A 14,400-nucleotide genomic window follows, 5' to 3' on the forward strand; every position below is an offset into this window, starting at 1 on the left:
TATATAGATGTATATCTACAAATATGTTTGAAGCGATTAAGGGGGATAAAAAGTGAAGGATAACTATGAATTAACCTTATCAGAACATGCCTGTAAAGATTGTTATAAATGTATTAGGACTTGTCCAGTAAAGGCAATTTATTTAAAAGAAAATACAACAGAAATATCTCCAACCCGGTGTATTGCCTGTGGTAAATGTTTTACTGTATGTCCACAAAATAATAAAGAGATGGCAAATAGTTTTATGCGAGTAAAATCTTTTATTTCAAATGATAGAGTTTTAGTAGCAACGATTGATCCTACTTTTGTCGCTTATTTTGGTGAAAATTATAAAAAGCTAATAACTGTGTTAAGAAAAATTGGATTTCACTATATAGAAGAAACTTCTGTAGCGACAGATATACTTTTAAAGAAATACAATGAAATTTGGCGTAAAAATCAACAGAAATATTATATTACGTCTAACTGTTCTACTGTGAACTTGATGATTCAAAAGTATTACCCTGAACTGATAGATTATATGTTGCCTATACTTCCATCTATGATGATTCATGCTGCTTTACTTAAGAAAAAATACGGCGCAGAAAGTAAAATAGTATTTTTTGGTCCCTGTATTGGGGCTAGGGTTGAAGCGAATGATGAATATTTTCAAGACCTTCAGCTGTTGGATACTGTTGTGAGCTTTAAAGAATTAAAGGAATGGTTGACTTCAGAAGGAATTACTTTAGAAAATTTAGAAGAAGGGCGTTTTGATGATGAGGGCTCGAGACAGAGTAAAATTTATTCAGCTTTAGGGCTCTCAATCGTAGAAGAAGGGTTGAAGGGTGATAAAGATTTTATTAAAGTTCATGGGGAAGAAAATACCAAAGAGGTTTTGGACAGTATGAGGGAAGGAGAATTAGATCCTGCTATTGTGGAAATTAATTTTTGTTTAAATGGATGTATTGGTGGATCAACTTTTCATGAGTCTTCAGAGAGTTTTTTCTCAAGAATAAAACAAATCAAACGTTATGCAAAAATCACAGGCAGTTCTTCCTATGAAGAAAGTGACGAATTATTAGAAGATTACCATAGAAAGTTCTTTGATAAGAGGGTAAGGAATATATTACCTAGCAATTTAGAGTTAAGAAAAATTTTAAAGCAAATGGGTAAATTTAAAAAAGATGACGAGTTGAATTGTGGTACATGTGGCTATGATACATGTCGTGAAAAAGCCATCGCTGTTTATAATGGTATGGATAAAACGGATATGTGTTTGCCCTATATACGTAATAAATGTGAAACAATATCGAATGTGTTGTTCGAACATTCGCCAAACTTTATTTTTCTAGTAAATAGAAACTTAAAAATTTTGAGCATTAATCCAGCAGCTATAAAATACTTAAATATAGAAAAGAACCAAAATAATCAGCTGCATTTAGCTAGTGCTTTGGACTACGTGGACTATTTAAAGGTTTTTGAAACAAAAGAAAATATCACTGGCAAAAAAGTCTATCTAGAGATGCAAAACTTAACAGTGATTCAAAACTTGGTTTATATCGAAGAGCAGAATGCTGTTTTAGCAGTTCTTAACAACATAACAAAAGAAGAACAAAGAGAAAAAGAATTGATAAAGGTGAGGCAGAATACTGCTGAGATGGTACAAAAAGTAATAACAAAACAAATGACAATTGCACAGGAAATTTGTAGCGTTTTGGGGGAAACAACCGCTGAGACAAAGGTAATTTTAAAGAGATTTTTAGACTTAACAATGGAAAAGTCAGGTGATTAGTAGATGAACTACTATATAGAAGTAGGCTATGATTTATTGAACAAGCATAATGAGGAATTATGTGGTGATCAAGTGGAGGTTGTTAGGACTGAGGATGCTATTATTGCTGTTTTGTCCGATGGTCTTGGAACAGGTGTTAAAGCCAATATATTATCAACACTTACAGCAAAAATTGCTACTACTATGTTAAAACACGGTTCCAGTCTATCAGAAGTTATAGATACAGTTACAAGTACGCTGCCAATATGTAAGGTTAGAGACATAGCATATTCTACCTTTTCTATTCTATACATTAAAAACAATGGAGAGGCTTATATTGCGATATTTGATAATCCATTACCTTTTTACTACGCAAAAGAAAAAAATGCTATAGCTAGGATGGAAGGGAAGACTTGCACGATAAATGGTAAAAAAATCACAGAATTTCAATATCAACTACAAGGAGGAGATTGTATTACTATGGTCTCTGATGGTATCATCCATGCAGGGGTAGGTGAAATATTGAATTACGGTTGGGAATGGGAACATGTGGCGCAATATCTAGAATCTATATGTCCCAGTAGAAATGCCTTGATGATCTGCAAATCTTTGACCTCTATCTGCAATGACTTATATGAAGAAAAGCCTGGAGATGATGCCAGTGTATTGACGATAAAATTAAAAAAACCAGAATTTATTAGCATATTTACTGGCCCGCCGATATTGAGGGAAAGAGATGCTATTTTAGTAGATAATTTTATGAAAAGTTTAGGCAGAAAAATTATATGCGGGGGAACAGCTGCCAATATTGTAGGCAGGGAGATAGGAAAAGAATTAACGGTTGACATAGAGACGCTCACAGCGAAGATACCACCAATTTCTTATATGGAGGGAATCGACTTAATCACTGAGGGGGTTTTAACGATGGAACAAGCCCTAAAGCTTTTGAAAGATATTTTAAACAAACCTATATCAGTGGAAAGCATGAAAGAGTTGCAGCAATACAATGGAGCGGCCATGTTAGCCAGAAGACTACTGCATCAGTCAACCCATGTAAATTTTTTTCTGGGTCATTCTTTAAATCTAGCCCACAAAGAAAACGATATTTCTTCAAAATTAGGGAAAAAATTTAAAATAGTTGGAGAAATGATAAATACTTTAAGAAAGCTAGGCAAAACAGTAAGTGTCTATTACTTTTAAAGAAAGCTATATAGATTTAAAATTAAGCTAGGGGGAATAGGTATGGATATACAAGCGGTAAAAGAAGATCGCCAAGGAAAAGTTCCTTATGAGTATATTAGAAATATTTATAAAGATTGTGATCCAGTAGAGATGGCAGAACTGTCTGGAACTTTATACCAGAAAGATAAAAAATTTTTTACAGTAAAAATGATGGAAAAGAATTATCTTGTAACATATCCTGCTGGAGAAGTCATTGTGGAGGAAAGTAATGAGAAAGTTGGTTCCTATGCAATAAAAACTATTTTTCTACGATATCTTGTAAATGCTAAAGGGATACCTCCCACCAATAAAAGTATCACTTATAAAGAGATTCCTGGCGGACATGTTTATTATAGCAATTTTTATAATAGAACCATACTAAAATTGGCAAAAATATACGGAAATGATATCGAAGCCTTTCACACTGCTGCTGAAAAAATAGGTGCTGAGAGGATAAATATAGGCGATGGGGGATATCGATTTAGGTTCTTAAATAATGTATATGTTACTTTTATTCTATGGCAAGGGGATGAAGAAGTTTCTGCCTCAGCAAACATTTTATTTGATTTAAATGCATCCTACTATTTTGATGCAGAGGACTTAGCCGTGGTGGGGGAAGCAGCAGTTGATACCTTTAAAGGACATGGTGTCTTGCCATCCTGGAAGGGGTTATATGAAAAACAACCATTTCATGGTCAGTATAAGTAAAAAAACATATGTAGGGAGATCCCTACATATGTTTTTTCGCTTCTATCAGCATTTCATTTGCTTTTTCCATAAATTCTACTGCTTTTTGAATATGAACTGCAACTTCTTCTTTTTCCATATTTTTAGCCTTATCCACCCATTCTAAAAAGCTATCTTGATGGGTTCTGTTATGGTTAATCCAGTGAACCAATAATACTCTTAAAGTCTTTTCATCTTGACTTAAGTGACTGTCATCTGAGCAGCATCCATCATGATGATGGTGATGATCATGGTCGTGGTGATGGTCATGAGAATGGGTATGTGTATGCTCATGATGATGTTCGTGTGTGTGGTTGTTATCGTTACAACACATAATATAGCCTCCCGTAATTTTATTTAATATTAAACTCTTTTTTTAAGCGTTTAATAGCATCCTTAATTAAAAGCATTAAAGGTTTATTTTCTAAACCTACTAACTCAAAATTTTCTGGCACAATTGGAAGTAGTATCTTAAAGGCATCAGCATCAGCAATGGCGGTTGCTATTTTATCGGTAACTTCTCCCATCATAGAATTAGGAATAACGATGGAAAGAGGTCCAATAATAACATTAGCTTTTCTGGTAGATATCAAAATAGCACTTTCACCAGTAGCACCTTTGTTAGCATGGTTTTTCAACATAAGAGAAGTAGCTGTAGCGTTTGTCCCTAACCCATAAATCTCAAAATGAGAAGGAAGTTCTTGTCTCAAATGGTTGACAATTTGACCGCCAATTCCTCCCCCCATACCGTCTATTACCGCAATAATCATCTTTTAATCCCCCGACGTTGAATATTTTACTTCTCTGCGATGATAATTTTATGTTCGATTAATTTGATCTCTTTTACAATACCCTCTACGATCTTTTGTTCCCCTAGAAGATCTGCTAAATATACTTTGCCATTCTCAGGTTTCATATAGACAACATTTTCCATTATTTTTTGTTCGCCCTTATCGGTAATTAAATAAGCAGCTGATTCACACATTTTACAATCCTCCATTTCTTTTGAAAACTTGTGAAGATGCTATGTATCCTTGTTAAAATCATATCATAATTAAGGAGATAGCGTCAATGGAAGTTTTCCACTAAATAGGTTAAAATATTGACAAAACATTAAAAAAAAGATAAGTTATTAGTAGATACGTTAAAGTGTTAGGGGGAAAAACAATGTATTTAGATGATATTACTATTACTTATATACAATCTTGTGTTGCCGATAGTTCTAAAGTCAGGTTCAAAGCAAAGTTTAGCAGAGATATTGGAGAAATATTTCCTTACATAAACGGTGCCTTAAAGGATGTTATCTATAATAAAAATATACCTAGCCTAACTTTAAGAAAAGAATTTAGAATTATCACTTTATATAGAGATAAACTAGCAGTAGCTAAAGCGGTTAATGAGACAGATGCTTACGAGATTATCGACTATATTAAAGACATCATCAATGAGACACATGAAAAAAAAGACCAAATAGAGCCTTTAGATGAAATGCGCTCAAAGCCTACTGCCATTGAAATCTATAGCTATTTACCAAAGCTAAACTGTAGGCGATGTGGAGAAGTCACCTGTATCGCTTTTGCATCTAAATTACTCAGTGGTCAGCAAAATGCAAAAAAATGTCTGCCTTTATATGAAGGTAATTATAAGGAAAAATTAGAAGTTATTGAAGATTTTGTCCAAATGATGGGGTATTCATCCTAAAAATTACAAAAAAACGTTTTCTTTTAGATGTACGCCTATACTAAGAGCTACATTTGCAACCGGCGGTTTTGGAGGAAGTATATATGAAAATTTGATTTTTAAAGCATATGTCTATGAATTTTAATACCTACGGGCTACGGTTTCGTTTTTGGATAAAAAACGTAGCGAAACTACATAAATAAGGGGAGAGGGACAAGGTGAAGAAGGTTTTAGTGATGAACTTAGGCCGAATAAGATATGGTGAGGCTTATGAGTTACAAAAGGAGTTATTAAACTATGTCCTTGATAACGAAGCCTTAATAGGTGTTTTTTTGCTGGTGGAACATCCTCCTGTATTTACAATTGGAAAAAGTGGCACTTATAAGGACTTTTTATATTCTACTGAAGAGATTAGAGAAAGGGGCATAGAGATTTACGAAAGCGATCGTGGAGGAAAAATCACCTATCATGGTTTAGGACAAGTTGTGGGATATCCAATACTAGACTTAAAGGCCTTTAAAAAAGACCTGCATTGGTATGTGCATCAAATAGAGGAAACCATTATCGATTCTTTAAAAACCTTTGGGATATCCGCTGGTAGAAAAGACAAGTATATAGGCGTATGGGTAGAGAATGAAAAAATTTGTGCGATTGGTATTCGATTAAAAAAATGGGTTGCAATGCATGGTTTTGCTTTAAATCACCATACCAATCTAGAAGATTTTCATCTCATCAATCCCTGCGGTATCAGAGAGTTTGGCGTAACTTCTATTAACAAGATAAATCAGAAGGTGAAATATACTGAGGTTATAGAGGAAGTGAAAAAGAGTTTTGAGAAAATTTTTGATGTAGAACTGGTGGAGACAACATTAAATGAAGTGAGGGATTGTTATGGTAAATAAAAAACCCGAGTGGCTCATACGAAAGCTTCCAGAAAAGCAGAGCTTAAACAAAATGGAAGAAATGTTAGTATCTTTATCTTTAAATACCGTCTGTCAAGAAGCAAAGTGTCCTAATATTGGCGAATGTTTTAAAAATAAAACTGCAACCTTTATGATTTTAGGAGATGTATGTACAAGACAGTGCAAGTTTTGTGCTGTTACAAAAGGTGAGCCCAGTAGCCCAGACCCAGAGGAGCCAAAAAACGTTGCTAAAGCTATAAAAAAACTAGGGTTAAAGCATGCAGTAATTACTTCTGTAACAAGGGATGACTTAGAGGACGGTGGAGCAGGACATTTTGTAAATACGATTAAAGAAGTACGAAACTATAATCCTAAAGTTAGCATCGAAGTATTGGTTCCAGACTTTACTGGAAAAGAAGCTTCCATACAAAAAATAATAGATGCTAAGCCAGAAATTATCAATCACAATTTAGAGACTGTAGCCCCTTTATATAGTGTGGTGAGACCACAAGCTCAATATCATCGTTCCCTGGAACTTTTGCAAAGGGTAAAAGCAAAGGATACATCTATTCTTACAAAGACAGGTATTATGTTAGGACTCGGAGAAAAAGATGAAGAGGTTATGGAACTTGTAGAGGATTTAGTCAACATTCAATGTGATATATTGACTTTTGGTCAATATTTACGACCTACGAGAGAACATCTTCCTGTGCAGGAGTATGTTACACCAGAAAAGTTTCAATATTATAAAGAAGAAGCTGAAAAAAGAGGAATAAAGTTTGTAGAAAGTGGACCTTTTGTAAGAAGTTCTTATAATGCTGCAAAGGGCTTTGATACGCTACAACAAAAAGAAAACCTATGAGATTAGTCATAGGTTTTTATATTGGAAAGAACATGCATTGCAAATCTCATAGCTTTGCTTTCAATATCTTCAACCTTTAATATAGCTTTTGGATCATTTGCAGTTTCTATCATGGCGAAATTGGGAGGAAGCCTAAAACCCTTATTGATGGTGAGGGCATCAATCAATTGCTCCGCTACAACATCGCCGCCAGAATTTCCTGATACAATGATAGCAAAGATGGTTTTATCATAAAAGCTTATTTTTCTATAGAGGGCTGTAAGCCGATTAACGACCGCCATGAGATTTGCTGAAATTGCATCGTTATAATTAGGGCAGATCCATAGGATGGCATCAGATTTTTCAATGGCAGGAAGAATTTCTTTAATCATAATTCCTCCGTAAAAACAGCTGCTATTTAGCCCAAAGTGCATACAGGTATTATAGGGGCAGCCAACGCAGTCTAGAACAGTACCATTTTCTACATGGAACTCTTCAATCTCACAGTCGGTTAAATGTTCTTTTACCATATGCCATAGCATTAAGGTATTGGAGGTGCTCTTAGAGCTGGCATGAAGCGCTAAGATTTTAGGTTTTTTAATGAGGGTGGGCTTATAGTTGATAAGCCTTTGACCTAAAGTAAAAGATAGTTCTAAAGCAATGGTCTCTAGGGATTTTTTAAGGCTCTTTTGCCATGTAAGAAAATTATTTAAGGTTGCGGTGGCCTCCACCAATGGATGACCCATAAAACTACAACCTAATTGGTTGGTTTTAAAAACAATAGACTTTGCAATATTTTTTGTATATAGTTCAGTAGCACTATGAACCAGCAAAGCGGCTGAGGTATTTGCTAAAGCATCACACCCACGATGATGAAGGGAAGAAAGTATCTTAAATAGAGGTATATTGATACCTGATTTATCTAACTCAACGGCAAAGAGGATTTTTTTCTTTGCTAGGTTAGGTAAGTCTTGGTGTTCTCTAATTAATTTCACTTGCATCCCTTTTGTGGCAGCCTCCGCCATATTTGATAACTGTTCAGAAACCTCACCGGGTATGATTAAGTAAATCATAGGACGTTCCTCAGGTTATCATAAGTGTTTTTCAGTCTATTGAACAACAAATCTGGCAGAGATAATCTCTCTATTTCCACGCCAGAGGAATTTAAACGATTTCTTGAGCCCATATAAACACCTCCTATATAGGTAGCACTATAATGCCAATCACCTTTAATTGTGGCTAAAATAGACAGACTACCAGAAGATAAGGCAGGGGCAATATAAGGTTTAAAGCCTAGGTCTCTTATTTCTAGGTTGGCAGTTTTAGCCTTATTGGTTAGGTAAAGGGAAAGGCTTTCATTATAGTTTTCAATGCTATCAGCGATGATAAGATCCTCTCCATGGGGTCCAAAAGCTCTTCCTTCCTCCATAAAATGGGAGGTTTTGGGATTTTCTTTTGCAAAATAAAGAGCACGGGCATACATCACTCCGAGGCCATAGCCTCTGATTTGTTCAGGAGCTAGACCTTGAAAATCATAGTTCTCCAATTCGTCTGTATTGCTAGCATCAAGTACTACTTTACAGAGGAGATCCACGGGGTCAGAAACAACAGCAAAAATCCCCTTAAAACCAGCAGTTCGAGCCCTTTTAGCAAAGGTTCTTATGATCTTTGCATTTTCTTCAAATTGAATCATACGAACATCTTTTGCTTCTTCACCAATAGGGGGAACAGCTTTAGCAATGCAGAATACAAACATATCACAGCGAAACATCTCATCCTCTGTAATAGCATCTATCTCGGGAAAACAATGATTTCCTGAGGAATATACCTGATTGACCTCATAGCACCAACGCTTTAATTTATCCGATGCTTTATCGTAAATACCGATGGCATCAATGTAAGCACCTCCTAATAGCCGAAGACCAGTAAGCAGTGTTCCCCCCACATCTCCTAATCCTGCAATATGTATTCTCCACTTTTGAGGAGGTTGATGATGAAGCATTACCCGCCAGTTGGGAAAGGCAGTGTTTATTCCCATCACTTTTCTTTCCTCTATTTTTTTAAGTAACCAGCTGGGAAGGGCTTCTTCCTGCTGTTGATGAAATTGTAGCAGATGGAGCCCTTCTTCTTTTAAATAAAGCAGAGAAGCATCGGAAATAGAGAAGGACTTTCTAGTGGTGAAGGGGTCCATGGCGTATAGATAGTAGAGGATTCCAGGATACTGCTTCACTTCGCTTTCATCTGCTGGTTGAAGTGTCGTATATTCATGAGATGACAACAATAATTTATCTAAGCACTTGTAATAATACAATAGATCATCTCCCTTTATAGGATGTAGTGAAACTGTATTCTAAACGCTTTAATAATTCTAAATCTTTTTCAAGGTGTACAGAAGGATGCACATTAAAATCATAACACCTGTTTTTTCCTAAATCAGGAGAGCGAGGATATAAAAATACTTCTCCTAATAGAGATAGGGTTAACTTTCTTTCGTTTATTTTTTGATAAGTATTCTCCAGTACCCTTAATATATCAAGAGCGTTATTGATGCATGCTAAAGAAAAATTGTAAAGGCTTGTGTCACTGACATCCTTTATAAAAGTAAGGGAGGTATAGGGCAAAATAAAATTAATAGAGGGGAGTAAGTTCTTTTTGGGATAGACACCTCTCCATAAAGTATCTCCGCCTATAAAGGGGTAGAACAGTGCCTCATTAAACCACAATCGCAATTTAGGAATAAAATAGGGGCTATCGACACTTCTATTTTGGATTTCCATTAACTCTTTCCCTTGGCCTGACAGCATGCCTACAATAATTTTCTTAACATGGATATTTTCTTTTTTTAATATTGGATCTAATACCTTCATGCGATAACCTTTATTAAGCAGGTCATCTACAAGAATCACCGGTCTTTTAAAGGAATGTATCATTCTAGCTTGTTTCACTAGATCTAAGTAATAGGGGAAGGGACCGATGGTAAATTTTTTCATATCAGGATTAAACATCTTTTCTGTATGAAGAGTTTTCGTCACAGTATTTGGTACAATGGCTCTATTCAATATATTACCAAAAGGAACACACATAGAAGGACCTAGGCTTCTTGGATAAAGGGGTACCGGAGGTACTTCATTTTCACGACATATTTTTTTCACAAGGGCTTCCTCTACTAGATCCCTGTCAAGAGAAAGTACCAAGTGGCCTGGATAAAGATTTACAAGAGCTTCTTGCAGCCTTTTACGGGTAGAAGCAATAATAGCCTTTACGTTTTCATTGCTTCTGAAGGGCTCTTTAATCATGGTTTGAATATCAAAACTTAAGGTGCAGGGATTTGTCATATTTACAGCTAAAACTGGTTGACTTCCTTGAGAAAAGGGAAGCTCTTGAAATCCACTGCGTTTTAAAACCTCAAGCAACTCAGGGGAAGTAGGGGTTTCTATCTTATTGGCAAAAATACCATAGCCATAATCATTCTTTAGGCAATAGGCCATTGTTTCAGATAAAATAATTTGATATAAGTTATTTTGTTTGCTATCTTGCCGGACAAAAATCCCATCGATTCGTATAATTCTTCCGGTATAATTTTCACGAATACATTGTGAGATATGGCTATCCTTAAATTCCTGATAAATTAAATCAGAGGGAACCCAGTGAAACAAAGAATAACCTAGAATTTTTCCGTTTTCTTTTACATCACGAATTAAAACAATATGCGCATTGAATTCTTGACTTATTTTCTCAATACTGCTAAAAGCCTGGTGATAGTTTCCGTGAAAACTAGAGGCAAGGGTATTGATTAATTCATAGTTGAAGTTATGTCTAACATCAATGTCGATGGAAACAGTTTGTATCAGCGATTTATATTGTGGTTCTCTTCTGTATAAATTGTTCCTATAGATATATTTTTGTGAAAGTGGATCAATTAAGTTGGAGATATCTCTATTTTCGTCAATATAATTTCTAATTTGCGTGGAACTAATATCCTCATACTGTGGAGGTAAATTTAATTTAATTACTGGTTGCTGTATATTTTCCAAAGCCTTTTCTAGGTCTAAAACCTTTTCATCTTGAAAATCCTCACTTCGTCTCTCGAAAACAATATGGGGAAAAGTAACAACACTGTTTTCAACTTTAGCATGCTTATAGGCAGAAGCGTTTAGGATAACATCACTGCCTACAACAATATACACTTCAGAAGGGTAGAAGTTACTTCTTAAGTGATATAAGTCTTCTGGATTTGCAAGATTAACAGGAAAATCCTCTGGATAAATATATACATTCATTTCATCTGCAATAGACATGTGAATAATATTTTTTCTTATCATACTAGGCTGTGTACGTTTTGACCATGAAAATTCATCTACGGAAAGATAAACTTCAAAGCCCAAATCTCTTATGGCCTTCGCAACTTCTTTGTGACCTAAAGTGAAGGGGTCGAAGGAGCCAGGGAAGAAAGCTACTTTAGCACCAGTTTTTACCTCGATGTCTTTATATAAAAACCTATAGTCTGAAATAAAACGATAAATATGATTTAAACCTGCTGAATTTGTAAGAAATAGCAGCTCACTTTCTTCAGCATCTGTTAACAGCGTTAGGATTTTCTTTGCCACCAGCTGAAATATATGGTGTTTTTCTTCTAAGGTTAAAGAATCTGCACCAAAAACATCTTTACCAATAACACTAAAGGAAACTTGTTTGATTTGAAGATTGTGATGCACTAAACCATTTAACAAAATTCCTAACAATTTTGCTAATCGTTTATTATAGACTTCTTTGTTTTCTTTGAAAATTTCCTTGTATTTTGGATAATTGGCAATAAAAACACCAATAGTTTTTAATAATAGAGAGTTGATCTGTGTATCTGCATGTTTAATTTTTTCAATGACATCTTCGATGATTTCATCTAATTCCATAGGCTTGAGATAAATAATAATTTGTCCTAAAAAATTGGGTATATATTTAGTAAATCGGGCACCTTCAATCTCAAGAGTACGAAGCAATTCGATGGCAATATCATTTCTCTGCTCGATAGGAAGGTGATGGAAAATCTTCACCACTGCTTCACCTGCTTGGCATCTTACAGTTTCCATAGCACTTACCTTCAATAGATTACAAAAGTGCATAGCAATATAGAGCTTATCAATGATGGCATCCTTAAGGGTATATTCTGTCAAGAGTTCAACATGAAACTTTTTTATCATCCAGTCGGTTTCAGTTTTTAAGTTGTTTAAAAACATATCGGAGATTTTGCTGATATCCTGATGATAAAAATCATAGATATTTTCTATAATGTTGTCATCTAAAGAGAGGTTTTTTGCTAACTTATAATACAAGAAATTTTCTGCTGGAAGAGAAGCATATTTCACTTCAGATAAAAATTTCTCTATCATCCTATAGGTTTCTGATTCTTTGGTGATATATTGAAGCAGGTGATTTAAGGTATCCAAAGCTGAAACTCTTATGCTCTTATGTTTACTTTTGAGAATCTGCATTACATAGTCTATTGCAGTGGTTAAAGCAGAAGAATCAGGCGATAAAGGAACATATTTCAACGCTTCCATTAAAACAATTTCTATCTCATCCTCGAGGCTGGCGATGTTTTCATAGTATTTCAACAGTACTTTTCTATAGTCTTCAACTTGATGATAGGAAGATTTGTTGAATAGAGAAGTTAATAAAGTACTTATGCTGTATCTGATCCAGCTGCGGTGCAAAGGAATAACCTTGTGATCAGGGTATAAAAAGAGCTTTATATATTGATGTAAAATCTCGCTGCTGGTTATTTCAGGCTCTACGATAGACAGCCCCTCAGGAATTTCTTTACGATAGCTTTCATCAAAGATAGCAATCATAGCACCTATAATGTAAGCGCATTGTTTACGGATATCTTCTTCAGGATGCACTAGATTTTCGTATAAAAATTTCATGGCAATGATTTTCTGTTTTTGAGTCAAATAGGTAGAATATTCTTGAAATATGTCCAAATATTCCCTAATAATTTTAGCATCCTGTTCAGCCCTGGCAATTTCTATAATCTCATTTAGAGAGGTTTCATCACGCAACTTATACATTAGATTGATATTATGACGAATCGCAATATATTTTAAGTGGTTGGTGATTTTCTTTCCTTGCATAATGGCATAATACTTCTTTTCCTCCTGCAGATTATTTTTTATTTCTGCAGCAGGATCAATATGGATTCCCATGTCAACTAAAGCATCTTCAAAATCTTTTAATTTCATATAAACGCGACGATATCTTTTTTCTTTGCTTTCATCCACATTATCTAGTTTCTCCAATATGGTTTCGAAGGCATCCTTCAAAGAAATCATCTTCATTTCTTGACTGCCACTTTCAGTAGTGATATTTTTTACTCTGAAGTCACTATAGATTAAAAGAAGTGATTCTATAGATAAATTTTCCAGTTCCAAGTCCCATACAGAGTGGTTTAAAGCAATATGTCCAATATAGGGTATGTTATGACGCTTAAACCATTGATCCGTATAATAATAATGAAGGTAGGCTACACGCTTGGATTCAAGGCTTCTACAGCCAAACTTTCCAATATCATGTCCCGCCGCCGCACCGGATACTCTGCCTAAATCTAAAGGTGTACCTTTTTCAAGCAACTGTTTAGCAATAAATACAGCAAGATAGTGAACACCACATATATGAGCCAATGTGTTGTGACCAACAACTTCATAGTTTAGTTTCATCATTTCATAAATATATTCATTGTAAAAAGCATGAAGAAAAGACCTGTACTCCTGAAGATTCATCAGTGGATGCTCTTCTTCTTCAGTCAACAGATTAAGGGGAAAATCACTTTCAAAGGTGCCTTTATGAAACAATTTTTCGTATTGCGAAATAACCCTCAATGCTTTAAGATATAAGTAGCAGCCTAAGTCCAGCTCTGGATTTAACTGAATTTCTACAGAGTCAGGGAAGGAAAGGCTGAGGGAAAATTGATAAAGATAGTGAAGGGGATTGGTAGGCATGCTTTTTTCCCATAAAGCCTCCAGCATATCTTTACATAGCGTAAATACTGCGGTACAGCTATAGTCGCCTTCCTCTAATATTTCATGAAGATGATGAAAAAAATAAGTGCTTTCAAGGTGTTTTTTTATGGTGTTTTTTTTCAATGGGTGTTCTTCTAAAAAGCTTTTTTCTAAGAGAATCATATGTAACTCGCTATATACTTTTTGAGCTTCTAGTGTATTCATAGACTTCCTCCCATAAACAGGATATTTATTAATAATTATATCCCATTCTCCTGGTGAATA

The 14,400-nt window shown here is 35.0% G+C and carries 12 protein-coding genes; 6 read left to right on the forward strand and 6 right to left on the reverse strand.

Features of this window, described 5'->3' with window-relative positions; translation table 11 throughout:
- Window positions 1–52 precede the first annotated feature (52 nt).
- From BJL90_RS11150 to BJL90_RS11160, 3 genes are read left to right on the forward strand one after another with little or no spacing between them, the layout of a single operon-like run.
- Window positions 53–1,771 carry a [Fe-Fe] hydrogenase large subunit C-terminal domain-containing protein gene (locus tag BJL90_RS11150; RefSeq protein WP_070967919.1) on the forward strand — a complete coding sequence of 573 codons (1,719 nt, stop codon included), beginning with the start codon at window positions 53–55 and terminating at the stop codon, window positions 1,769–1,771.
- A 3-nt stretch (window positions 1,772–1,774) separates the two neighbouring features.
- Window positions 1,775–2,950, forward strand: a complete 1,176-nt coding sequence (locus tag BJL90_RS11155; RefSeq protein ID WP_070967922.1) for a SpoIIE family protein phosphatase — start codon at window positions 1,775–1,777, stop codon at window positions 2,948–2,950.
- A 42-nt stretch (window positions 2,951–2,992) separates the two neighbouring features.
- Window positions 2,993–3,679, forward strand: coding sequence for a DUF3786 domain-containing protein (locus BJL90_RS11160; RefSeq protein ID WP_070967925.1), 687 nt, complete (start codon window positions 2,993–2,995; stop codon window positions 3,677–3,679).
- Between the two features lie 22 nt (window positions 3,680–3,701).
- Here BJL90_RS11160 and BJL90_RS11165 read toward each other — a convergent pair whose 3' ends face one another.
- From BJL90_RS11165 to BJL90_RS11175, 3 genes are read right to left on the reverse strand one after another with little or no spacing between them, the layout of a single operon-like run.
- Window positions 3,702–4,031 carry a DUF8180 domain-containing protein gene (locus BJL90_RS11165; RefSeq protein WP_070967928.1) on the reverse strand — a complete coding sequence of 110 codons (330 nt, stop codon included), beginning with the start codon at window positions 4,029–4,031 and terminating at the stop codon, window positions 3,702–3,704.
- 19 nt (window positions 4,032–4,050) lie between these two features.
- Window positions 4,051–4,467, reverse strand: a complete 417-nt coding sequence (locus BJL90_RS11170; protein ID WP_070967930.1) for a DUF3842 family protein — start codon at window positions 4,465–4,467, stop codon at window positions 4,051–4,053.
- 26 nt (window positions 4,468–4,493) lie between these two features.
- The gene (locus BJL90_RS11175) at window positions 4,494–4,682 is read right to left on the reverse strand and encodes a CooT family nickel-binding protein (protein ID WP_070967933.1); all 189 of its coding nucleotides are present in this window, start codon (window positions 4,680–4,682) and stop codon (window positions 4,494–4,496) included.
- A 182-nt stretch (window positions 4,683–4,864) separates the two neighbouring features.
- Between BJL90_RS11175 and BJL90_RS11180 the strand changes: the two genes are divergently transcribed.
- From BJL90_RS11180 to lipA, 3 genes are all read left to right on the forward strand, one after another.
- On the forward strand, window positions 4,865–5,398 hold the full coding sequence (locus BJL90_RS11180; RefSeq protein ID WP_070967936.1) for a (Fe-S)-binding protein: 534 nt from the start codon (window positions 4,865–4,867) through the stop codon (window positions 5,396–5,398).
- Between the two features lie 197 nt (window positions 5,399–5,595).
- Window positions 5,596–6,279, forward strand: coding sequence for a lipoyl(octanoyl) transferase LipB (gene lipB / locus BJL90_RS11185; protein ID WP_070967937.1), 684 nt, complete (start codon window positions 5,596–5,598; stop codon window positions 6,277–6,279).
- Window positions 6,269–7,141 (forward strand): lipoyl synthase, encoded by an 873-nt coding sequence (lipA, locus tag BJL90_RS11190; RefSeq protein WP_070967940.1) that lies wholly within the window; start codon window positions 6,269–6,271, stop codon window positions 7,139–7,141. The genes lipB and lipA overlap by 11 nt, the downstream gene beginning before the upstream one ends.
- A gap of 2 nt (window positions 7,142–7,143) precedes the next feature.
- On the opposite strand, the gene BJL90_RS11195 is transcribed toward lipA, so the two are convergent.
- From BJL90_RS11195 to BJL90_RS11205, 3 genes are read right to left on the reverse strand one after another with little or no spacing between them, the layout of a single operon-like run.
- On the reverse strand, window positions 7,144–8,193 hold the full coding sequence (locus BJL90_RS11195) for an NAD(P)H-dependent oxidoreductase (RefSeq protein WP_070967944.1): 1,050 nt from the start codon (window positions 8,191–8,193) through the stop codon (window positions 7,144–7,146).
- Window positions 8,190–9,431, reverse strand: coding sequence for a lactate/malate family dehydrogenase (locus tag BJL90_RS11200; RefSeq protein ID WP_081561959.1), 1,242 nt, complete (start codon window positions 9,429–9,431; stop codon window positions 8,190–8,192). Before BJL90_RS11200 ends, BJL90_RS11195 begins: the two co-directional genes overlap by 4 nt.
- Window positions 9,432–9,435: 4 nt before the next feature.
- Window positions 9,436–14,340 (reverse strand): nicotinate-nicotinamide nucleotide adenylyltransferase, encoded by a 4,905-nt coding sequence (locus BJL90_RS11205; protein ID WP_070967949.1) that lies wholly within the window; start codon window positions 14,338–14,340, stop codon window positions 9,436–9,438.
- Window positions 14,341–14,400 lie beyond the last annotated feature (60 nt).

It is taken from the genome of Clostridium formicaceticum (genome assembly GCF_001854185.1).
GTDB classification, from domain to species: Bacteria; Bacillota; Clostridia; order Peptostreptococcales; family Natronincolaceae; genus Andreesenella; species Andreesenella formicacetica.